Raw genomic sequence first — 22,113 nt, 5'->3', positions numbered from 1 at the left:
AATGACATTAGTCAGTTCAAAATTGGGAGGGGTAAATATGACCACTTTATCTGATGTTGCTAAAAAAGCAAACGTCTCAAAAATGACGGTTTCAAGAGTCATCAATCATCCTGAAAAAGTGACAGATGAGCTTAAAGAATTAGTGTTTCAAGCAATGAAGGATTTAAATTATAAGCCTAATGTTGCTGCAAAGGCTCTTGCCAATAATCGAACACAAATTATTAAGTTTTTTATTTTGGAAGAGATTGATACAACTGAACCTTACTACATGAATTTATTAATGGGTATTTCTAAAGAGTTAGATAAACATCAATATTCCTTACAGTTAGTGACGGAAAACAGTTTTGATTTAGGTCAAAGTGATGGGTATATTATTACAGGTATGCGAGCTGAGCATAATGACTGGGTTGAACGGTTGGAAAAACCTTTTGTTTTATTTGGTGAAAACCGCTATGGTTATGACTTTGTTGATACAGATAACACAAAAGGAACAGAAATTGCGACAGAACATGCCATTAAAGAAGGGTATGACAAAATTGTTTATGTTGGTATTGATGTCAAAGAGCCCTTTGAATTTTCTAGAGAAGCTGGCTACATTAATACCATGCAACGGTATCAAAAAGTTCCTGAGATTGTGCGTTTTAAAAACCGTTCTAGGTATTCAAATCGCTATATTGAAGAAGAATTCAGTAAGTATCCTAAAAATACAGCCTTTGTTTGCAGTAGTGATCGTCTAGCGATTGGGGTTGAAAGAGGACTTCAAAAAAATGAAGCCAATATACCAGAGGATTACGGTGTGATTGGTTTTGACGGTGTCTTTTTAGACCAAATTGCTTATCCAAGACTAACAACTGTTAAGCAATCTGTTTTTGAAATGGGAGCGGCATGTGCAACCATGCTGTTAAATAAAATTAAACAAAACGGTGCCCCTCAAGGCAATCAACTGTTCGAAGCAGAGTTGATTGTTCGTGGTAGTACTAAGTTAAAGAAAGACTAGCCAAACTGGTTAGTCTTTTTTGCTTACCTTAAAAGTAGGGGAAGTGAAGAAGGTTTTCATCGTTTTTTTGTTTGATAATATCACGAATTGAAATCTTGTTATCGTTAACATTCTTTTTTTAGTTGAGTTATGAAAGAACATTTCATAGACTATGAATGAACAGATTAAAAGGAGGGGTAACATGAAAGAGGCATGGTGGGAAAAGGCAGTTGTTTATCAAGTGTATCCTAAAAGCTTTAAAGATACGAATGGAGACGGTATTGGTGATTTAAAAGGGATTATTGATTCTCTGGATTATATCAAAGATTTAGGCGTTAATACTCTGTGGTTAAATCCCATATTTATTTCACCACAAATTGATAACGGTTACGACATTTCCAACTACTATGCCATTGATGAGATTTTCGGTGGCTTAGAAGATATTGAAACGTTAATTCATGAAGCACACAAGCGAGATATTAAGATTTTACTTGATTTAGTGTTAAATCACACCTCTGATCAACACCCGTGGTTCCAAGAAGCTTTAAGAGGCAAAGCCAATATTTACCGTGATTATTATTTATGGGCTGATGAAAAAGCAGATGGAGTAGCACCAAATAATTGGGAGTCATTTTTTGGTGGTTCTGTGTGGGAAAAAGAAGAAAAAAGTAATCAGTATTACTTTCACTTATTTGCCAAAAAAATGCCAGATTTAAATTGGAAAAACCCTGAAGTGAAGCGTGCCATGGTAGAAATCGCTAAGTTCTGGTTAGATAAAGGAGTAGACGGTTTTAGATTAGATGCCTTTATTCATATGATCAAAGACGATTTTAATAAGGACGTTCCTAATGTACCAGCAGGTGAGATTGCTATTGCGGAAGAGTATTATGCGAATCTACCTGAAGTAAAACGCTACTTATCAGAGTTTATCTCAGAGATTAAAGAAGTGAAACCAGATTGCTTTATTTTAGGTGAAGCCGCTTCAGCAACGCCTGAGTTGGCAGATAGTTATATTCGTGAAGATTTATGCCAAACGGTTATTTCCTTTGATCATTTTGCTGAACGAATCATTGAACAAGATGAGAGGATACCTAAGGGCTTAGAGAAACGAACTCTTGATGCTCCTGAAATGAAACAAAAACTAAAAAAATGGCAACACTCCCTTTCAGAAGGAAAACTACCAACCCTTTATTGGAATAATCATGACATGCCTAGAGTTGTGTCTCGTTTTGGAGATGACACTCAATACCGTGATAAGAGTGCTAAAGCATTAGCTCTATCTATGTATTTATTACGAGGTATTCCAGTCATTCTTTACGGAGAAGAAATTGGTATGAAAAATTTAGAAATTCGTGACATTGAGCTTTTCCAAAGTCCTCAAGCCACCTCTCAATACATTCAGTTATTAGAGAATGGATTAAAAAAAGAACAGGCTTTAAGACGAATTGCTTCAGTTAATAAAGAAGCTAGTCGTGGTGTCATGCAGTGGGATGCTAGTGAATTTGCTGGATTTTCTACAAAGGCCAACTGGATTGGTGAAAACAGAGAAATGTTCTATAACGTAGCAGTGGAAAGTCAAGATGAGATGAGTGTGTTAGCCTTTTATAAACAGTTGATTCAACTTAAATCAGAAGATTTATTTACGTTTGGAGAGGTTATCTTTTTAGAAACTACGGATAATATCTTGGCGTATAAACGACAATACAACCAAGAAGAAGCCCTTGTGCTTGTTAACTTAACGGGTGAAGAAGTAGTCGCACCTGCTTGGTTAGATAGCTATTCAGATTGGATATTAAAAATGGATTCAGAAGATGTTATTGGTAAGACAGTAGCACCTTATACTTATAAACTATATATAAAAAAGGATGAAGAATAGAATGGAAAGAGCCGCATTATTACATAGACCAGATAGCGAGTACGCTTATTTATTTGAGAAAGACGTGATGCACGTTCGCTTAAGAACTAAGAAAGATGATGTTCTTAGCGTTGATGTCATTAAAGGCGATCCTTACCTAATCCACCAAGACGAGTGGTTTAAAGAATCTGAACCAATGAAAAAAATCGCAACAACTGAAGATTACGATTACTGGCAAATTGCTTTTGGTGCAGAATTTAGACGTATTCAATACGCGTTTCATGTAGTTGGCGCAGATCAAGAAGAAGTTTTTTACGGAGATAGAGGCATTTTTGATATGTCTGAAACGGTTATTGAAAAAGCTGAAAATTATTTTAGAATGCCATTCTTCCAAGAAATTGATCGTTTCAAATCACCTGAATGGGTAAAAGAAACTGTGTGGTATCAAATTTTCCCTGAACGCTTTGCTAATGGAGATGTTTCAAATGACCCAGAAGGAACATTACCATGGGGAAGTAAACATCCTGATCGTGAAGACTTCTTCGGTGGAGACTTACAAGGGGTTATTGATCACTTAGATTACTTAGAAGATCTTGGGATTAATGGTTTATACTTCTGTCCAATCTTCAAAGCATCATCAAATCACAAGTATGACACTATTGATTATTTTGAGATTGATCCTGATTTTGGCGATAAAGAAACATTCAAAAAATTAGTTGATGAAGCTCATAAACGTGGTATCAAAATTATGTTAGATGCGGTATTCAATCATATGGGGTACTACTCACCACAATTCCAAGACGTCGTAAAAAATGGTGAAGATTCTCAATATAAAGATTGGTTCCATATCCATAGCTTCCCAGTTGAACTTGGTAAAAATGGAAATGTCGAAGGAGCCAAAACATTGTCTTATGACACATTTGCTTTCACACCAATGATGCCTAAATTAAACACAGCCAATAAAGAAGTTCAAGATTACTTATTAGATATTGCGACTTATTGGGTGAGAGAGTTTAACATTGATGCGTGGCGTTTAGACGTGGCAAATGAAGTGGATCACCAATTCTGGAAACGATTCTACGAAGCAACAACAGCGATTGATAAAGATTTCTATATCTTAGGTGAGATTTGGCATTCGTCTCAAAGTTGGTTAAATGGAGATGAATTCCATGCTGTTATGAACTACGCCTTCACTGAAACCGTGACAAACTTCTTTGTAAAAGATGCGATTTCTTCAACGAAAATGGCTAGTGGGTTATATGAGCAATTAATGTTATACCGTGATCAAACGAATCAAGTGATGTTTAACTGTTTAGACTCACATGACACTGCTAGATTGTTACACATTTCTGGAGAAAACAAAGACATTGCTAAAATGAGTTTAGCATTCACCTTTATGCAACATGGTTCACCATGTATTTATTATGGTACTGAGATTGGTATGACTGGAGCAAATGACCCAGATTGCCGTCGTTGTATGGTTTGGGAAGAAGAAAATCAAGATCTTGAGTTCCTAGCATTTACTAAGCAATTGGTTGCGCTAAGAAAAGAAAAACAAAGTATTCTATCTTATGGTAGCTTAACATTTGAAGAATTAAACAATGATGAAAAATACGTTATTTTCACACGTGAATCAGAAAATGGTAAGGTTACAGGATACTTTAATAAAGGTAAAGAAAACCAAATTATATCAGTCGATACAGAGATTCTATTAAGTCAAAACACTGAAAAAACAGAAAATGGTTATGTGATAAAAGAAAATGGTTTCATTATCTCTAAATAGACAAAAGGTGTTATCGGTAACATCATAAAAACGGTTGCAAAACAAGATGAAACAGACTAATCTAAGAGTGTAAAGAAAATACATAGGAGGCTTTTTCAATGAAAAAAGGATGGAAACGTATTGGTTTAGGTTTACTAGCAACAACAGCTATGCTAACTTTAGTAGCTTGTGGAGGCGGTAAAGATAAAAAAGAAGCAAGCAAAGAAGATTCTAAAACATTAGAAGTATCTGTAGATAAAGGATATGTAAAATATCTTGAAGAAATAAAAGGTGACTTCGAAAAAGAAAACGGAGTAACTGTTAAAATTATCGAAAAAGATATGTTTGAGAATTTAGATGCCTTATCACTTGATGGACCAGCTGGTAAAGCGCCAGACGTAATGATGTCGGCTTATGACCGCTTAGGACCTTTAGGACAACAAGGACATTTAGCTGAAGTAAAAGTAGACGACAAGATTTACAATGAAACTGACAAAAAACAAGTTACAGTTGATGGTAAATTTTACGGAGCGCCAGCCGTTATCGAAACTCTAGTTATGTATTACAACAAAGATTTAGTTAAAGATGCTCCAAAAACATTTGATGATTTAGAAGCTCTAGGAAAAGATGAAAGATTTGCATTTAAGGGAGAAGAAGGAAAAAACACTGGTTTCTTAGCTAAATGGACTGACTTCTACTTTGCTTATGGTTTATTATCAGGTTACGGTGGATACGTATTTGGTGATGAAGGAACAAACCCTAAAGATGTTGGTTTAAACAATGAAGGTTCTATTGAAGGAATTCAATACGCAACTGATTGGTTCCAAAAAACTTGGCCAAAAGGTATGATGGATATTAAAGCTGCTGGTGACTTTGTAACAAGTCAATTTACAGAAGGTAAAGCTGCAGCAATTATTGATGGACCTTGGGCTGCTGCTAACTACAAAGAAACTGGTTTAAACTTCGGTGTTGCTAAAATCCCTACACTAAAAAATGGTAAAGAGTACCAAGCATTTGGTGGAGGAAAAGCATGGGTTATTAGTAACTACTCTAAAAACAAAGAAATGGGTCAAAAATTCATTGATTATGTAACAAATGATGACAACCAAAATAAATTCTATGAAATGACTCAAGAAGTACCTGCTAACAACAATTCACGTAAATTTGCTACTGAACAAAACAACGAATTAACAAACGCTGTTATTGCTCAATACGAAAATGCTAAACCAATGCCAAACATTCCAGAAATGGCTGAAGTTTGGGCTGGTGGAGAAAACTTAATGTTTGACGCTGCATCAGGTAAGAAAACACCTAAAGAAGCTGCAGATGCTGCAGTTAAAGTGATTAAAGAAAACATCGATCAAAAATACGGTGAATAAGAGTACCATCGGCAGAGAAAAAACTCTGCCGATGTCTTATTTTAGATAAGGAGATATATCAATGGATATCAAACGAAAAGAGAAAGACGTCAAAAAAGCGACCCTTCTTTCAATTATTCCAGGTTTAGGACAATTTTATAACGAACAGAAATTCAAGGGAATTATCTTTTTAGGTATTTTTATCGCATTTCTTGTAGAACTTGTTACTTTTGGTGTACCTGCAATGGAAGGTTTCATTACATTAGGTACAGTTCCAATGGAGGATCATTCACTATTTCTTTTAATTGAAGGAACTTTACAAATTATTATTACAGTCGTTTTCCTCATTTTTTATGTAATCAATTTAAGAGATGCAAAACAAATTGCAAAAAAATGGAACAATGGAGACAAAGTAAGTACAACAGCAAAAGAAACAATCCATAATGTATTAGATTCAGGCTTCCCGTATCTATTAACATTACCAGCTTATATTGTTATGACAATTGCTATTATTTTCCCAGTATTAGTTACTTTATTCATGGCCTTTACTAATTACGATTTCAAACACATTCCACCAGCAAGTTTAATTGACTGGGTAGGCGTAAAAAACTTCTTTAGTATTTTCTTCTTAAGTTCATATCGCTCAACTTTTGGAGCTGTATTTAGTTGGACAGTTATTTGGACACTATGTGCCTCAACTCTACAAATTGTTTTAGGTGTCTTTACGGCTGTTGTAGCGAACCAATCATTCATCAAAGGTAAACGAATTTTTGGTGTTATTTTCTTACTTCCATGGGCAGTACCAGCTTTTATTACGATCATGAGTTTCTCAAACATCTTTAATGATAGTATTGGTGCAATCAATACACAGGTAATTCCTATGTTAAATCATTTACCTTTTGTTGATATTGGTGCGATTGCTTGGAAGACAGATCCATTCTGGACAAAAGTTGCGATTATTATGATTCAAGGTTGGTTAGGATTCCCTTATATCTACGTAATGACAACTGGTATCTTACAATCAATTCCAGGTGAATTATATGAAGCAGCTAAAATTGATGGTGCTAATGCTATTCAACGATTCAAATCAATTACAATGCCAATGATTTTATTTGTGGCAGCACCTATTTTTGTTACTCAATACACAGGTAACTTCAATAACTTCTCTATGATCTACCTATTTAATAATGGTGGACCAGGTAGTGTAGGTGGAGGAGCCGGTTCTACGGATATCTTAATTTCATGGATTTACAAATTAACAACAGGAAATGCTCCACAATATTCTGTGGCAGCAGCTGTTACCTTGATTATTTCATTCATCGTGATTGGTATCTCCTTAATAGTCTTTAAGAAAACAAATGCATTTGATATGGAGGGCAACTAATATGAAATCACATAGTTCTGTAAAAAGAAGTAAGTTTTTAACACAGTTCTTTACCTACTTATTCATGATTGTGTTATCGATTATTGTTGTTTATCCCATTTTAATTACAGTAAGTACAGCTTTTAAAGCGGGAAATGTTAGTGCTTTTAGTTTAGATTTAAGTAGTGAATGGACACTTAATAATTTTAGTCGCTTATTTAATGAAACCTTATATGGTAGTTGGTATGTCAATACATTGATTATCGCTATCTTTACCATGGTTTGTCAGGTAACTATTATTACCTTAGCAGGTTACACTTACAGTCGTTACCGTTTTATCGGTCGAAATAGTAGTTTAAAACTGTTCTTAATCGTACAAATGGTTCCAACAATGGCAGCATTAACAGCCTTTTACGTTATGGCTCTTTTATTAAATGCCTTGGATCAACCTTGGTTCTTAACATTGATTTATATCGGTGGTGGGATTCCAATGAATACTTGGTTAATGAAGGGGTACTTTGATACTGTGCCAATCGATTTAGATGAATCGGCTAAATTAGACGGTGCGGGACACTTTAGAATTTTCGCTCAAATTGTGTTACCATTAGTAAAACCGATGATTGCTGTACAAGCATTATGGGCATTTATGGGACCATTTGGTGACTTCATGTTAGCCAAATTCTTATTAAGATCTCCAGAAAACATCACCGTAGCAGTTGGTCTACAAACCTTTATTAGTAACTCAAAAGACCAAAAAGTAGCATTATTTGCTGCAGGTGCTATTTTAATTGCTTTACCAATCTCAGTTTTATTCTTCTTCTTACAAAAGAACTTTGTTTCAGGTTTAATTGCAGGAGGAACAAAAGGATAGGAGTTTTATTTAATGAAAGAATATCAGTTTCCAATATCATATTTTGTCAGTTGTTTTTCACCGAAGAAAATCTTTTTAAATCGTAGAACACTTGCTTATTGGCAAATGTTAATCGTATCGATTTTTCTTATTTTTCTATTATTAAATCCTGTGGCTTTAAATGCTAATAAGACACAAGAATTTAATCTTAAATCAGTTACGCCTGATTTAGTTGCTCAAATGGATAAAATGGACATGAAAAATATAAGTAGTATTTCGATAACTGATAGTTCATTAGATAATAAAGAGACACAACAAATTAATGACTTGATTTATGTGAATGCGTCATCTGAAAGTTTTGACAAAGTGGCAACTGGTTTGAACTTTGAAGAAAACCAATTAGTGATGAAAGATAAAAATGGGTTAACATTTAACTTACGCTATACGGATAGCTTTTCGCCAACTAATTGGCAAACAAACGAAGACTTTAAGAGTTGGTTAAATGAAGAGTGGAATGCTCAAAATGCCGCTTACCGGATTTTAAGTGTGACTATTTTAGTTAGCTTGCTAGTACTATCAAGTACAATATTCCTTATTTTTGGAGCAGCTTTCTTTATTTGGTTGACAAAGAGAAGTCATTTGTCATCTATTAAAACATATAAAGAGGCCTTAAACGTCACGATAAACGCACTGTTTTTACCAACATTAATTGCTATGATCCTTGGGTTAATTCATTACGATATTACCCTAATTATGACTGTGCAGTCTTTAGGACTCGCCCTTCAAATCTTAGTGTTGTTTGTTAAAACGAAATTCAATGACAGCTTTGCTAAAACAGGTAAGATTAGTTTAGCCAACGACTAACAAAAAATATTAAGAGCCTCTGATATAAGTTAGAAAACTTATATCAGAGGCTCTTAATATTTTTTGTTAGTCATAAACATTCATTTCAAAAACTAATCCTAGAGCAATCATAGTCGCAATCAGAGAGGTTCCTCCCTGACTTAAGAAAGGAAGAGGAATTCCTGTTAAAGGTAAGAGTCCAATAGCTGCTCCAATGTTTTCAAATGTTTGAAAGACAAGCATAAAGACAACTCCTACGCAAATATAGATATTGAATTTTGAATTGCTTTTTAATCCTGTATAAAAGATTTGGAAGAATAAATAAAAGTAGAGAATAATCACTAAGGAAGCTCCTACAAATCCATAAGCTTCTCCAATAAAGGTGAAAATCATATCTGACTCTCGGACAGGGACATAAATATCAATGCCTGTTGAACCTTTACCAAATAAACCACCAGATCCCATTGCAATGAAACCTTGAACTTGTTGATAGGCAATAGAATCAGCAAAAGCATAAGGATCACGCCATGCACGTATTCGGTCAAGTTGGTATTGTTTAAAATGTAGGGATTTGAGTATATTATTACCATTTTCTGTAAAGACTAGAAAAATAAGGATACAGCCAATGACGGCTAGAATGGCACCAATTGTCCCTAGGATACGCCAATCAATGCCAGCGGCGATTAATAGGGCACCTAGGACACAAATGAAGACTAAGGAGGTCCCAAAGTCTTTTTGCATAAACATTAAAGCGAATAAAGGAACACTATAGAGTAATAATTTCCAGAGTAAATTGAGATCTGTGGAAAGTGTTTTTATTTTAGTGTTCATCTCATATTTAATGAGTTCTTTTGAAATAAATAAAATATAAGCAATTTTAGCTAATTCAGAAGGTTGAAACTTAATCCCTGCAATATCAATCCATCTCTTCGTCCCTGTGATGTTATACATTGTAACATCATAGAAAAGGTAAAGAGAGGCCATTAAAAGCAGTGAAAAAACATATATCCACGGAACTAATTTCCAGATGATTTTTTTATCAATGAATTTTATCATAACCATGCCGCCGACACCGATTACAACAAAAATAACTTGTTTGATTGCTTGATTGACTGCTGAAACTTCTTCGTAAGTAGCTACCCAATACTGAAGCCAGATACTTAGGACTAGCATTAAGAAAATAGGTAGCAATAAACCATAATTGATGGTTGGTGTTGACTGTTGACGATTGAATCTAGACATGGACTTCACCCTTTAATTAATATTCGTTCGTTTATAAAACTACCATTAAATTAATAAAAAATAACTAAAAAAAACAATTATTAATCAAATTTTAAAGAATAAAAAAACAACTTGCGTTAAACAAGTTGTTAGAGTAAATCGATTTTTGAACGCCAAATACCGGATCGCCAACGTTTAATCATCAGAACGCCTCGTAATGCTTCGTCAATGGTATAAGCCAACCAAACACCTAAAAGGCCAAGTTCTAAAGGAATTGCTAGTAAATAAGAGAATGGTAAACTAATAATCCATAAGACAATTAAACTACAAATAAGAGGGAATTTAACATCTCCAGAAGCATTTAAGGATCCAACCATAGTCATGTTAATCGCTCTGAATATTTCAAGGAAGATATCCACGAAAAAGACTACTTTTGCGATTTCAATGATGTCTGGATTATAGGTAAAGACATGCATAATTGGTTCAATAAAGATAAAAGTAATTAAAGAAATAATAAATGTAATACCCACACTTAAATACACGGTGTGTAAACCAGTTTTATAGGCTTTATCAAAATCTCTAGCACCTACACTACGGCCAATTAAAATTTGATTTCCTTGCGCAAGGGCAGAGGCAATCAAGTAAATAAACTGTGTAATGGCTGTGACATAAGATTTTGCGATTAGGAGATTTGCACCAAGAGAGGCAACAATCATCGTAACTACGACTTGAGAGCCCATGTAGGATAAGTTTTCTCCAGAAGAAGGTAAACCAAGTTTTAAAATTTGTCTTAGTTTGTCTTTAGAAAATAGCTTGAATGAAATCGAAAGAATATTAAAACCGATTTTTTTATTCAGAATAACAAAACCAATAATAAGCGCAATAGCATTACTAATTGCTGCAGAAATACCTAAGCCAGCAACACCTAAATTAGGTAATCCAAAAGGACTATATAACGCAAGATAGTTTCCGGCTACTGTTAAGAGTAAGGCAATCATCGGAATTTTTAAAGCATCTTTTGTTTTACCGTGACTTCTAAGGACAGCAACAATAGCAGCTGATATCGAAGAAACAAATAAACTAGCACCGTAAATTTGAATGTAACGCACACCAATATGGACGATGTCATCTGGCAAATTAATAGCCATTAATAATTGCTGAGGGAATAATATAAATAGGGCACTGATTAAGATACCAATAACAAATGAGCCAATAATTCCTGTTGTGATAACTTCAGGGACTTCATCTTCTTTCTTTGCACCAAGTAATTGAGCGATAATAATTTGAACGCCAACGGTAATAAACCCGTAAACAAAAACAGATAAGGTTAGTAATTGATTAGATGCTCCAACAGCCGCAACTGCAGGTTCTGAGTGTTGCGAAATCATCCAAACATTGATATTACCGACAAATACCCTTAAAAATAATTCAATAAAAATAGGCCAACTGAGATAGAAAAGTTCCTGATGAGAATGTTTGTTATCTCGGAAAAATAAGTTTATCTTTGAAATCATATATGCTTAGCTCCTTTTTGAAGATATCATAAGTATTCTATCTTTAATTAACATAAAGTCAATGGTTTTTTAAGGTTCTTTTTTTGAGCAAATGGATAGACAATGAATTGCTAAAGGGTTAAAGTTATAGATGATTAAGAAGTATGGAGGAATGTTTATGTATGATGTGATTATCATAGGAGCAGGACCTGGAGGAATGACGGCTGCTTTATATGCGTCAAGAGCAGATTTAAATGTATTAGTTATTGAAAGAGGGGCACCAGGTGGTCAGTTAATGAATACTGCTGATGTTGAGAATTATCCTGGTTTTTCAACTATTACTGGTCCTGACTTAGCAATGAAAATGTATGAAAATTCAAGTAACTTTGGTGCAACTCATACTTATGGGAATGTAACTAAAGTTGAAAATACTGGTCTTGTTAAGAAAGTTTACTGTGACGATGAAGTTTACGAAGGTAAAACAGTTATTATCGCTTCTGGTAGTGATCATCGTAAGATTGGTGTTCCTGGTGAAGAAGAATACGCTGGTAGAGGTGTTTCTTACTGTGCTGTTTGTGATGGAGCTTTCTTTAGAGATCGTCACTTATATGTAATTGGTGGAGGAGATTCTGCTGTAGAAGAAGGGTTATACTTAACCCAATTTGCTAGTAAAGTAACAATTGTTCATCGAAGAGATGAATTAAGAGCACAAAAAATTATTCAAGACCGTGCCTTTAAAAATGAAAAAATTGATTTTATGTGGCATACTGTCCCTGTTGAATTCAAAGGTGATGATAAAAAAATCACCAGTATTGATTTCAAAAATGTGTTAACAGATGAAATCACTTCAGCAGAAGCAGAAGGCGTATTCGTTTATATTGGTCTAGATCCTTTATCAGAACCTTTTAAAGAATTAGGAATCACAAATGCTGAAGGCTGGATTGAAACAAATGAACATATGGAAACGGCTGTACCGGGTATTTATGCAATTGGGGATGTACGTGATACTGTTTTACGTCAAATTGCCACAGCTGTTGGTGATGGTAGTATAGCTGGACAAGAAGTCTATAAATATTTAACAAATTTAGAAGATTAAGTAAAACCCGCAATAAGCCAAAAATATTTTTTTTGTATATAAAAACGAGAAAGAAGTTAGATATTTTTCCTAACTTCTTTTTTTCTTTTATTATTTTTTATAACAATGGTATAATGTAAAAGAATTCAATTGAAAGGGTGACCAAAACGTGACTTGGAAGAAAACATATGACCAATGGTTAGCATTTAATAACATTGATAATTTAGTGAAAGAAGATTTAGAGCGCAATAAAAATAACGAAGAAGCTTTAATGGATGCTTTTTACGCACCATTAGAATTTGGAACAGCTGGAATGAGAGGTGTGATTGGTGCAGGAATTAATCGCATGAATATTTATACCATCAGACAAGCAACAGAAGGCTTAGCTCGTTTTATTGACTCTTTAGATGATAGTATGAAACAAAGAGGAGTAGCTATTGCATTTGATTCAAGACATCAGTCTCCTGAATTTGCACTGGGAGCAGCAGAAACATTGGCAGCTCATGGTATTACTTCATATGTCTTTGAAAGCTTACGTTCAACACCGGAGTTATCATTTACAGTAAGACATTTTAATTGTGTGGCAGGAATTATGATTACTGCAAGCCACAATCCAAAAGAATATAACGGATTTAAAGTTTATGGGGACGACGGAGCCCAAATGCCACCTCATGACGCTGATTTAGTAACAAAATTTGTTAGATCAATTGATAATCCTTTAGAGATAAAAGTAACACCTCAATATGAAGCAGAAGACTTAATTCATATTGTCGGAGAAGAAGTTGATACTGTTTATTTAGAGCATTTAAAAACAGTAACAGTCAATCAAGAAGTTATTGACCGTACAAAAGACTCCTTAAAAATTGTCTACACACCATTACATGGGACAGGACAAATGGTTGCAGAGCGAGCAATGGAACAAGCTGGTTTTAAACACTTTATAACTGTGCCTGAACAAAAATTACCAGATGCTGATTTTTCAACAGTCATCTCGCCTAACCCAGAAGAAGCTTCAGCTTTTGAGTACGCAATAGCTTTGGGGGAAAAAGAAAATGCAGATGTATTATTAGCAACTGACCCTGATGCAGACCGTTTAGGCGCAGTAGCAAAAAATCAAGCAGGCGACTATCAAATTCTGTCTGGTAACCAACTAGGTAGTATTATGATTCATTACTTATTGCAAGAAAAAGCTAAACAAGGTACATTAGCGGCAAATAGTACAGTGGTTAAATCCATCGTATCAAGTGAGTTATCTGCTGAAATTTGTAAAAAATATCAAGTAGAGATGCGCAATGTATTAACTGGATTCAAGTTTATTGCCGAACAAATTAAAAACTTTGAAGAAGATAACTCAAGAACTTTTGTTTTTGGTTTTGAAGAAAGTTATGGTTACTTAGTTAAACCGTTTGTTAGAGATAAAGATGCGATTCAAGCCTTATTATTATTATCTGAAATTACTGCGTTCTATAAAGAAAAAAATCAAACTTTATTCGATGCTCTTGAAGAAATATATGCAGAATTTGGTTTCTTTGATGAAAAAACTATTTCTGTAACAATGCCTGGTATAACTGGTGTTGAGAAGATTCAACAACTTATGAAAGATGTAAGAGAATCTATTCCAACGGCATTTGCTGATGTGGCAGTAGCTTATCATGAAGATTATGCCTCTCAAAAGAGACACTTTGTTTCAGGTGAAGTCGAAGATATTTCATTACCACCATCAAATGTGTTAAAATTCTTCCTAGAAGATGGTAGTTGGATTGCTATTCGACCATCAGGAACAGAACCTAAAGTGAAATTCTACTTAGGGGTTAAAGGGAACAGTCATGAAGAAACGCAAGAAAAAATTAATAAGTTTGAGGAAGCAGTCCAAGGATTTATTAAAGAGTAAGAGTGAGGTTGTTCAAATGGCACTAGAAAAAACGTCTGAAGAACATATTCAAAAAGTGAGTCGTTTTTTTAAAAGTATTAGTGATCCGACTCGGTTGAAAATACTGATGGCATTGTCAGAAGGCGAGATGAATGTCTCAACAATTGTTCAAAAGCTTGAAATGGAGCAATCTGCAGTTTCTCATCAGTTGAAACAACTAAGAGAAAATCATTTGGTTAAATCTCGAAAAGAGGGGAAATCAGTGGTATATTCTCTAGATGATCAACATGTGTTAGATATCTTAAGTAAAACCTTTATTCATATGGGGCATGTTGAAGATTAAACATGTTAAAAGTCATTTGAAAAATATGTTCACAAAAAAATAGCTAACCCTTATGGGCTAGCTATTTTTTATTTACGTTGTTGTTTTCCAGCGTTTCGGCCTTGACCTTGGCTGTTTTTATTTTTGTTCTTGTTGTTTCCTTGTTGTTTCTTAGGCGTTACATCTTTTACTTTAGGTGCGACAGTTTTAATTGGGTTCTTTTCAAAGTGTTCAGCTAATTCAGCTTTAATCTTTGGTTTATGATATAGAGTTGTAATTAATGATTGAATACAACTGAAGATACCACCGACTACCCAATATAAGGTAACACCAGCTGGTGAGCTAAATGAAATGAAGATAATCATCAACGGAGACATGTAACTCATCATTTTCATTTGTTTTTTCTGCTCTTCTGCCATACCAATCATACTAATGTAACTTTGAGCGAAGTAACTAATACCAGCTAAAGCCACTAAAAGTAAACTTGGTTTTCCTAAATCCATTCCTAAGAAAGTGGCATCACTAATACCAGGAGTGAATTTAGCAGCAAAGAACAATGCAGTAAAGATAGGCATTTGAATTAGTAAGGGAAGACAACCAAGACCACCCATTAAATTCACATCATTATCTTTATAAAGTTGTTGCAGCTCAGTTTGAACTTTCATTTTTTCTTCGTTAGAAGTTGCAGCTTTCAAACGTTTATTAATATCGTCTGTATAAGGCTTGATTGCTTGCATTTTTTCTTGTTGAACCATTGATTTTTTCATTTGACTTAAACCAAGAGGCATAATAGCCAAACGAACGATAATCGTTAAAATGATAATCGCTAAACCAAAACCTAATCCCCAGTTATCTGCTAAGAAGGTAATGGCATTTCCCATTGGAGCGACAAGGAATTTATAAACAAAGCCTTCCCCAGTAGGATTTCCTGTACTGTCTGTTTTAACACAGCCAGATAAAAAGATAAGTAAACCTAATAAACCAGATGATAACATCCATCGTTTTAATCGTTTCATTTAATTCGTTCCTTTACTTTAATATACACAAGATTTACTATATCGAATTCTACGTGCTTTTTCAATCAATTTTATTAATTATTTAGTAGGTAACTGAAAAATTAGTATAATCTTTAATGCTTTCTGAATCATGGAAGGTAACACATTGCACTTTACCAAATGGAGCTGGGGATTTTTTGACGGCTTTAATAAAGGCATTCACTTGGTTCTCTTCGCCAATAGCTTCAATATAAACATCTCCATTGTCTTGATTTTTAACAATACCATACACACCTAAATCATCTGCTACCATTTTAGTCATGTAGCGAAAACCGACACCTTGTACTTTTCCCGAAACAGTCATTGCTACTTTCATACGAAACACCTCTTTGCTTTTTTCTATTATTATACAATAGAAACGAAATTTCGTATCAAAGTAAGGAAAATTTGTTATAATAAACGAGACTGTGAGGTAAAAAGAATGAAAATAATTGAATCAACTAAAAACGAATGGCTAAAACAAGTCAAAAAATTAGAAAAGAAAAAATTTAGAGATTTAGAAAATCGTTACTTAATAGAAGGCGAGCACTTAGTTGAAGAAGCCATTAATAATGAAGGAGATATCCAACATATCTTAGTAACAGAAACAAGTTTAGTCGAATTTGAAAACTTACTTGCTACTATTGATGAGGAACAACTAGTGTTAGTGACAGAAGATATCCTGAAGCATTTATCCCATTTGCCGAGTGTACCAAGTATTATGGCAATCATTGGTAAAGGAAATCAAGAAAGAAAAGAAACAAAAACGAATCATTTGCTACTTCTTGATAATGTTCAAGATCCGGGAAATGTGGGTACTATGATTCGTACAGCTGATGCTGCTGGTTTTGCAGGTGTTGTTTTAGGCGAAGGATCAGCAGATATTTACAATTCAAAAGTGCTTCGCTCTATGCAAGGAAGTCAATTTCATTTGAATTTAAGAGAAGCTAATTTATTAGAGATTATTGAAACGTTAAAAGAAGAAGGGTATCAGATTTATGCCACTGAGCTTAATCCAGAGGCAATTGCTTATCAACAAATTGAAACATCCGAAAAAATAGCCTTTATTATGGGAAATGAAGGACAAGGTGTTAGCCAAGAACTGATTGAAGCAAGCCATCAAGCGGTGTATATTCCAATGATGGGAAAAGCAGAGTCTTTAAATGTGGCTGTTGCAGCAGGGATTTTGATGTTTTCAGTATAAATATTATGAATTTATTAAGTAGGTTCAATTAACTGGCTATTAATTGAACTTCATGATAAACTACATTCACAGTAATCAATAGATGATTGAAATTAAACATTTTACTAAAGGAAAGTGAAAGTACATGACGTTAAATTGGCAAGAAGACGCAGAATATGTAGAATTAGTAAAAGACTTGATGTATACAGATGAAGTTCAAGAATTAGCACAATTTCCACAACACCATTACTCTAATCGTTTGGAGCACTCAATTAGTGTTTCTTACAGAAGTTACTTATTGGCAAAAAAATGGAATGGGGATGTAAGAGCAACAGCAAGAGCTGGTCTTTTACATGATTTGTTTTTCTATGATTGGAGAGAACAAAAAAGTGACGAAGGAAGTCATGCATATGTCCATCCGCGAATTGCTTTAGAGAATGCTAGAAAATTAACAGAAATTTCTAAATTAGAAGAAGATATTATCGTTAAGCATATGTTTGGTGCAACGATTGCACCACCTAAGTACAAAGAAAGTTATATTGTGACATTAGTCGATAAGTATTGTGCTTGTGAGGAAGTCTTTGTTCCTCTTTATGTTATTGCAAAATTAAAAGCTGCACGTTACTTTGGATTAGTGAATGTCAATGTTTAAAAAATAAGCCGACTTGCTAGAAATAGTCGGCTTTTTCCTTTATACTAAATCATAATACTTCTAAAGATGAGGTGAGAAGATGAAGTCATGTGAAGAACAACAATACATGATGTGCCCTAAATTTGAGAAAACATTTGAAATTTTAGGGAAAAAATGGAATGGTCTAATAATTGATGTCTTAATCGAAGAAGGACCACAACGTTTTGTTCAGATTGCAAACAAGATTCCAGATGTGAGTGATCGTGTATTAGTTGAACGTTTGAAAGAACTAGAAGAAAAAGAAATTTTGGAAAGAAAAGTGAAGTGCGACGAGAAGAATAGGATTGAGTATGGCCTCACAGATAAAGGATTAGCTTTAGAACCAGTCATGAAAGAGGTTCAATCTTGGGGAGAAAAATGGGTAGATATTCAAAATTAATCTTGACCTTTGTTCATATCTCTTGTAATATGTAAGTCAAATACAAATATTAAATAAAACATTTGAGGGAAAAGAGTAGTTTAAGGGCGTATCATAAGGAAGACTTGTCACCGACTGAGAGCAAGTTGATAAAGAATTAAGTGAAGTTCACTTCCTGAGTTGTTTATGAAATAGTAATAAACCGGTGGATTCATCGTTAACAAATAAGAGTGTGCACATATTTGTGCAAAGTAGGATGGTACCGCGAGACATCGTTCCTTTTTATAAGGAATGGTGTCTTTTTTTTATTGCTAAAAGAAAGGAATTGAGTGAGGAAATGTCTTTAAAAGAAACGTTAGAACAATTAAAAACTGATGCTTTAAGTAAAATCGAAGCAACTCAAACGTTAGATAGTTTAAATGAAATTAGAGTTCAAGTATTAGGGAAAAAAGGATCAATCACAGAAGTATTAAGAGGGATGAAAGATTTATCTCCAGAGATGAGACCTGTCATTGGTGGATTTGCTAATGAAGTCCGTGATACATTAACAACTGAATTAGAAACTAAAAAAGAAGTCTTAGAAGAAGCGGCACTAAACGCTGCCCTTGAAAAAGAAACTATTGACGTATCATTACCTGGTCAAGAGCTTAATATTGGGACTTCTCATATTTTAACGCAAGTTATGGAAGAAATTGAAGATGTGTTCTTAGGATTAGGTTACGAGATTATTGAAGGATATGAAATCGAACAAGATCATTACAATTTTGAGCGTATGAATATTCCTAAAGATCACCCAGCTCGTGACATGCAAGATTCATTCTACATTAACGATGAGATTCTTTTAAGAACACATACATCACCTATTCAAGCTAGAACAATGGAAAAACATGACTTTTCTAAAGGGTCATTAAGAATGATTTCTCCAGGGAAAGTATTCCGTCGCGATAGCGATGATGCCACACATAGTCATCAATTCCATCAAATTGAAGGATTAGTTGTTGCAGAAGGCATCACCATGGGAGACCTAAAAGGAACCCTTGAAGTCTTACTTAAAAAATTATTTGGTGAAGACCGTGAGATTCGTTTACGTCCAAGTTATTTCCCATTTACAGAGCCTTCAGTTGAGGTAGATATTAGTTGTTTCAAATGTGGTGGTAAAGGTTGTAACGTATGTAAACAAACTGGTTGGATCGAAATTTTAGGAGCGGGAATTATTCATCCACGTGTCTTAGAGATGTCTGGCATTGATTCAACTAAATATAGCGGATTTGCATTTGGTTTAGGACCTGACCGTGTGGCTATGCTTAAATACGGTGTTAATGATATTCGTTATTTCTATCAAAATGACTTAAGATTCTTAGAACAATTTAGAGTAAAGGGGTAAGACAATGTTAGTTTCATATAAATGGTTAAAACAATTAGTAGATCTTGAAGGGATTTCCCCTCTTGAATTATCAGATAAAATGTCTCGTTCAGGGATTGAGGTAGAAGACGTTGTTGTTCCTGAAGAAGGGCTTAAAAAAATCGTCGTAGGTGACGTTAAAAAGTGCGTTCCTCATCCAGATAGTGATCATTTGTCTATTTGCCAAGTTGATGTAGGTGAAGATGAGTTATATCAAATCGTTTGTGGAGCACCAAATATCGCAGCAGGGAAAAAAGTTATTGTTGCCTTACCAAACTCTCGAATTGCTGGTAACGTAAAAATTAAAAAAGGTAAAATGCGCGGAGAAGTCTCATTAGGTATGATCTGTTCATTAGATGAGCTTGGAATATCATCAAGTGTGGTACCAAAAGAATATGCTGATGGTATTTATTTCTTACCTGAGGAAGCTATTCCAGGAGAGCCTGTCTTTTCTTATTTAGATATGGACGACTCAATCATTGAATTATCCATTACACCAAACAGAGCAGATGCTTTAAGTTTACGTGGAGTTGCTCATGAAGTGGCAGCTATTTACAATCGTGAAGTAAGTTTTCCAACAAAAGAATTAGTAGAAGCAAGTGATTCACGTATTGAAGATTATGTGACTGTCTCAGTTGAAAACACAGAAGACACACCAACATATCGCATGCGTGTGATTAAAGATGTTGTGATTAAAGAAAGTCCAATGTGGTTACAAACCTTACTAATGAACGAAGGGATTCGTCCAATTAATAACGTAGTAGACGTTACAAACTATACCTTATTATTATTTGGTCAACCTCAACATGCCTTTGACTATGATAAATTAGGCAGTAAAGAAATTAAAGTTCGTCGTGCTTTAGAAAATGAAACCCTTGTTACTTTAGATGAAGAAGAACGTTCTTTGACAACAGAAACAATTGTGGTGACAAATGGTCAAACACCAATCGCCTTAGCAGGTGTTATGGGTGGTCTTGATTCTGAGATTACCGAAAACACAACGACTGTGGCTTTAGAGACAGCTCTTTTCCACCCAACTTTAACAAGACGTAGTGCTAGAGGGTTTGGTTTATCTAGTGAATCAAGCAAACGTTTTGAGCGTGGTATTAATGTAGCGACAATCGCTGAAGCAAGTGCTTTTTCAGCACAAATGATTGCTGAATTAAGCGGTGGTACAGTTGTTAGTGGCGAAGCTATTAGCAATGACTACTCAAAAGAAGACGTTGTTGTATCAATCACTCTAACAAAAATTAATAACTCTTTAGGAACAACTCTATCAGAAGAAGAAGTAAGTACTATTTTTACTAGTTTAGGCTTCTCACATACTGTAGAGGGAGAAACTTTTGTTGTAAGTATTCCACCTAGACGTTGGGATATTTCTATTGAAGCTGATTTAGTAGAAGAAGTAGCACGTATTTATGGTTATGATAACTTACCATCAACCTTACCAAAAGGTTCTTCTGTTGCAGGTAAACTATCAAGAAGCCAACGTTTAACACGTGACATTCGCAAACAATTAGAAGGTAATGGGCTTTATGAAGCTATTAGTTACATGCTAACAACACCTGAATTAGCAACAAAATTTGTTTTAGAACCAAAAGCAACGATTGCTTTAGATTTTCCAATGAGTGAAGAACGTTCAGTGGCTCGTCAAAGTTTGATTTCAGGTTTATTGAAAAACGTTGCCTACAATCAAGCAAGAAAACAACAACATATTGCCTTCTATGAAATTGGTAATATTTTTGAAGGAACAGAAGACGTATTACCTAAGGAAACTAATCACTTAGCTATGGCTATTTCAGGTATCTGGGAAGCTAAAACATGGGATTCACCTGCTAAACAAGTTGATTTTTATACCTTAAAAGGAATCGTGGAAAACTTATTCAACTTACTAGGTTTAAGTGAAGAAGTTACGTTTGTTCAAACAAAAGATTACAAAGACATGCATCCTGGACGTACGGCTCAAGTAATGGTTGGAGAAACAGCTGTTGGTTTAATGGGACAAGTTCACCCTCATGTAGCCAAAGAATTAGAAATTAACGAAACTTACGTGTGTGAACTAGATTTAGCTTTATTATGTGAACTAGCTAAAGAAGAGCCTGTTTATAAAGAAGTAGGAAAATATCCTTCTATTAAGAGAGATATTGCCTTACTGGCAGATGCTAACATTTCTAGTCAAAAAATTATTGATGTGATTAAAGAAAAAGGTGGCAAATACTTAGTAGATATTCATTTATTTGATGTATTTGTTGGCGAAAAATTAGGGACTAACAAAAAATCTCTTGCTTATTCTCTAGTCTTTAGAAATGATGAAGCGACATTAGTAGATGAAGACGTGACATCTGCAGTAGAAAAAATTAGTGCAGCTCTGCAAGATGAGTTACATATTGAAGTGAGATAGATAGTAGATGAAAAGATTTTACTTACTGAATTTATTAGTAGGTAAGTAGAGTCTTT

The 22,113-nt window shown here is 34.4% G+C and carries 19 protein-coding genes and 1 other annotated feature; of the genes, 15 read left to right on the top strand and 4 right to left on the bottom strand.

Going from position 1 to position 22,113, the window contains the following annotated elements:
- Nucleotides 1–37: 37 nt before the first annotated feature.
- The 7 genes from DOK76_RS01960 to DOK76_RS01930 all read left to right on the top strand — a co-directional run bounded on the left by DOK76_RS01960 (nucleotide 38) and on the right by DOK76_RS01930 (nucleotide 9,028).
- Nucleotides 38–997 carry a LacI family DNA-binding transcriptional regulator gene (locus DOK76_RS01960; protein ID WP_206964602.1) on the top strand — a complete coding sequence of 320 codons (960 nt, stop codon included), beginning with the start codon at nucleotides 38–40 and terminating at the stop codon, nucleotides 995–997.
- 181 nt (nucleotides 998–1,178) lie between these two features.
- A complete protein-coding gene (locus DOK76_RS01955) occupies nucleotides 1,179–2,852 on the top strand; it encodes a glycoside hydrolase family 13 protein (RefSeq protein ID WP_206964601.1) in 1,674 nt (557 codons plus the stop codon).
- Nucleotide 2,853: 1 nt separating this feature from the next.
- Entirely contained in the window at nucleotides 2,854–4,614 is a 1,761-nt protein-coding gene (locus tag DOK76_RS01950) for a glycoside hydrolase family 13 protein (RefSeq protein WP_206964599.1), read from the top strand.
- Nucleotides 4,615–4,712: 98 nt separating this feature from the next.
- Complete coding sequence (locus DOK76_RS01945; protein ID WP_206964597.1) at nucleotides 4,713–5,972, top strand: extracellular solute-binding protein; 1,260 nt, start codon at nucleotides 4,713–4,715, stop codon at nucleotides 5,970–5,972.
- 61 nt (nucleotides 5,973–6,033) lie between these two features.
- Nucleotides 6,034–7,335, top strand: coding sequence for a sugar ABC transporter permease (locus DOK76_RS01940; RefSeq protein ID WP_206964595.1), 1,302 nt, complete (start codon nucleotides 6,034–6,036; stop codon nucleotides 7,333–7,335).
- A gap of 1 nt (nucleotide 7,336) precedes the next feature.
- Entirely contained in the window at nucleotides 7,337–8,185 is an 849-nt protein-coding gene (locus DOK76_RS01935; RefSeq protein ID WP_206964594.1) for a sugar ABC transporter permease, read from the top strand.
- 12 nt (nucleotides 8,186–8,197) lie between these two features.
- Complete coding sequence (locus DOK76_RS01930) at nucleotides 8,198–9,028, top strand: DUF1189 family protein (protein ID WP_206964593.1); 831 nt, start codon at nucleotides 8,198–8,200, stop codon at nucleotides 9,026–9,028.
- Between the two features lie 66 nt (nucleotides 9,029–9,094).
- Here the strand turns inward: DOK76_RS01930 and DOK76_RS01925 are convergent, their stop codons facing one another.
- Nucleotides 9,095–10,249 (bottom strand): FtsW/RodA/SpoVE family cell cycle protein, encoded by a 1,155-nt coding sequence (locus tag DOK76_RS01925; RefSeq protein ID WP_206964592.1) that lies wholly within the window; start codon nucleotides 10,247–10,249, stop codon nucleotides 9,095–9,097.
- Nucleotides 10,250–10,377: 128 nt separating this feature from the next.
- Nucleotides 10,378–11,742 (bottom strand): MATE family efflux transporter, encoded by a 1,365-nt coding sequence (locus DOK76_RS01920; protein ID WP_206964591.1) that lies wholly within the window; start codon nucleotides 11,740–11,742, stop codon nucleotides 10,378–10,380.
- A gap of 157 nt (nucleotides 11,743–11,899) precedes the next feature.
- On the opposite strand from DOK76_RS01920, the gene trxB reads away from it, so the two are divergent.
- From trxB to DOK76_RS01905, 3 genes are all read left to right on the top strand, one after another.
- Nucleotides 11,900–12,817 (top strand): thioredoxin-disulfide reductase, encoded by a 918-nt coding sequence (trxB, locus tag DOK76_RS01915; RefSeq protein ID WP_206964645.1) that lies wholly within the window; start codon nucleotides 11,900–11,902, stop codon nucleotides 12,815–12,817.
- A gap of 148 nt (nucleotides 12,818–12,965) precedes the next feature.
- The gene (locus tag DOK76_RS01910) at nucleotides 12,966–14,687 is read left to right on the top strand and encodes a phospho-sugar mutase (protein ID WP_206964590.1); all 1,722 of its coding nucleotides are present in this window, start codon (nucleotides 12,966–12,968) and stop codon (nucleotides 14,685–14,687) included.
- A gap of 16 nt (nucleotides 14,688–14,703) precedes the next feature.
- Nucleotides 14,704–15,009, top strand: a complete 306-nt coding sequence (locus DOK76_RS01905) for an ArsR/SmtB family transcription factor (RefSeq protein WP_206964589.1) — start codon at nucleotides 14,704–14,706, stop codon at nucleotides 15,007–15,009.
- Nucleotides 15,010–15,077: 68 nt separating this feature from the next.
- Here the strand turns inward: DOK76_RS01905 and yidC are convergent, their stop codons facing one another.
- Nucleotides 15,078–16,004, bottom strand: a complete 927-nt coding sequence (gene yidC, locus DOK76_RS01900) for a membrane protein insertase YidC (RefSeq protein ID WP_206964587.1) — start codon at nucleotides 16,002–16,004, stop codon at nucleotides 15,078–15,080.
- An 82-nt stretch (nucleotides 16,005–16,086) separates the two neighbouring features.
- Nucleotides 16,087–16,359: an acylphosphatase gene (locus tag DOK76_RS01895; RefSeq protein ID WP_206964585.1), complete on the bottom strand. Its 273-nt coding sequence runs from the start codon at nucleotides 16,357–16,359 to the stop codon at nucleotides 16,087–16,089.
- Nucleotides 16,360–16,464: 105 nt separating this feature from the next.
- Here DOK76_RS01895 and DOK76_RS01890 point away from each other — a divergent pair, with 105 nt between their 5' ends.
- The 5 genes from DOK76_RS01890 (at nucleotide 16,465) to pheT (ending at nucleotide 22,057) form a co-directional block, all read left to right on the top strand.
- The gene (locus DOK76_RS01890; protein ID WP_206964583.1) at nucleotides 16,465–17,226 is read left to right on the top strand and encodes a TrmH family RNA methyltransferase; all 762 of its coding nucleotides are present in this window, start codon (nucleotides 16,465–16,467) and stop codon (nucleotides 17,224–17,226) included.
- 124 nt (nucleotides 17,227–17,350) lie between these two features.
- Complete coding sequence (locus tag DOK76_RS01885) at nucleotides 17,351–17,857, top strand: HD domain-containing protein (RefSeq protein ID WP_206964581.1); 507 nt, start codon at nucleotides 17,351–17,353, stop codon at nucleotides 17,855–17,857.
- 79 nt (nucleotides 17,858–17,936) lie between these two features.
- Complete coding sequence (locus tag DOK76_RS01880; protein ID WP_206964579.1) at nucleotides 17,937–18,275, top strand: winged helix-turn-helix transcriptional regulator; 339 nt, start codon at nucleotides 17,937–17,939, stop codon at nucleotides 18,273–18,275.
- Between the two features lie 52 nt (nucleotides 18,276–18,327).
- Nucleotides 18,328–18,537, top strand: a binding site (T-box leader).
- 54 nt (nucleotides 18,538–18,591) lie between these two features.
- Nucleotides 18,592–19,638: a phenylalanine--tRNA ligase subunit alpha gene (gene pheS / locus DOK76_RS01875; RefSeq protein ID WP_206964578.1), complete on the top strand. Its 1,047-nt coding sequence runs from the start codon at nucleotides 18,592–18,594 to the stop codon at nucleotides 19,636–19,638.
- Between the two features lie 4 nt (nucleotides 19,639–19,642).
- Nucleotides 19,643–22,057: a phenylalanine--tRNA ligase subunit beta gene (gene pheT, locus DOK76_RS01870; RefSeq protein WP_206964577.1), complete on the top strand. Its 2,415-nt coding sequence runs from the start codon at nucleotides 19,643–19,645 to the stop codon at nucleotides 22,055–22,057.
- Nucleotides 22,058–22,113 lie beyond the last annotated feature (56 nt).

Origin of the sequence: Candidatus Vagococcus giribetii (genome assembly GCF_017316185.1) — a bacterium.
Lineage (GTDB): Bacteria > Bacillota > Bacilli > Lactobacillales > Vagococcaceae > Vagococcus > Vagococcus giribetii.
This window is presented reverse-complemented; position numbering and strand designations above follow the sequence as displayed.

Coding starts and splice junctions, on each gene's coding strand:
- DOK76_RS01950 (WP_206964599.1), top strand. CDS start 2,854: ATGGAAAGAGCCGCATTATTACATAGACCAGATAGCGAGTACGCTTAT.
- DOK76_RS01895 (WP_206964585.1), bottom strand. CDS start 16,359: ATGAAAGTAGCAATGACTGTTTCGGGAAAAGTACAAGGTGTCGGTTTT.
- trxB (WP_206964645.1), top strand. CDS start 11,900: ATGTATGATGTGATTATCATAGGAGCAGGACCTGGAGGAATGACGGCT.
- DOK76_RS01935 (WP_206964594.1), top strand. CDS start 7,337: ATGAAATCACATAGTTCTGTAAAAAGAAGTAAGTTTTTAACACAGTTC.
- DOK76_RS01955 (WP_206964601.1), top strand. CDS start 1,179: ATGAAAGAGGCATGGTGGGAAAAGGCAGTTGTTTATCAAGTGTATCCT.
- DOK76_RS01940 (WP_206964595.1), top strand. CDS start 6,034: ATGGATATCAAACGAAAAGAGAAAGACGTCAAAAAAGCGACCCTTCTT.
- DOK76_RS01945 (WP_206964597.1), top strand. CDS start 4,713: ATGAAAAAAGGATGGAAACGTATTGGTTTAGGTTTACTAGCAACAACA.
- DOK76_RS01885 (WP_206964581.1), top strand. CDS start 17,351: ATGACGTTAAATTGGCAAGAAGACGCAGAATATGTAGAATTAGTAAAA.
- DOK76_RS01890 (WP_206964583.1), top strand. CDS start 16,465: ATGAAAATAATTGAATCAACTAAAAACGAATGGCTAAAACAAGTCAAA.
- pheT (WP_206964577.1), top strand. CDS start 19,643: ATGTTAGTTTCATATAAATGGTTAAAACAATTAGTAGATCTTGAAGGG.
- DOK76_RS01930 (WP_206964593.1), top strand. CDS start 8,198: ATGAAAGAATATCAGTTTCCAATATCATATTTTGTCAGTTGTTTTTCA.
- DOK76_RS01960 (WP_206964602.1), top strand. CDS start 38: ATGACCACTTTATCTGATGTTGCTAAAAAAGCAAACGTCTCAAAAATG.
- DOK76_RS01905 (WP_206964589.1), top strand. CDS start 14,704: ATGGCACTAGAAAAAACGTCTGAAGAACATATTCAAAAAGTGAGTCGT.
- DOK76_RS01920 (WP_206964591.1), bottom strand. CDS start 11,742: ATGATTTCAAAGATAAACTTATTTTTCCGAGATAACAAACATTCTCAT.
- yidC (WP_206964587.1), bottom strand. CDS start 16,004: ATGAAACGATTAAAACGATGGATGTTATCATCTGGTTTATTAGGTTTA.
- pheS (WP_206964578.1), top strand. CDS start 18,592: ATGTCTTTAAAAGAAACGTTAGAACAATTAAAAACTGATGCTTTAAGT.
- DOK76_RS01880 (WP_206964579.1), top strand. CDS start 17,937: ATGAAGTCATGTGAAGAACAACAATACATGATGTGCCCTAAATTTGAG.
- DOK76_RS01925 (WP_206964592.1), bottom strand. CDS start 10,249: ATGTCTAGATTCAATCGTCAACAGTCAACACCAACCATCAATTATGGT.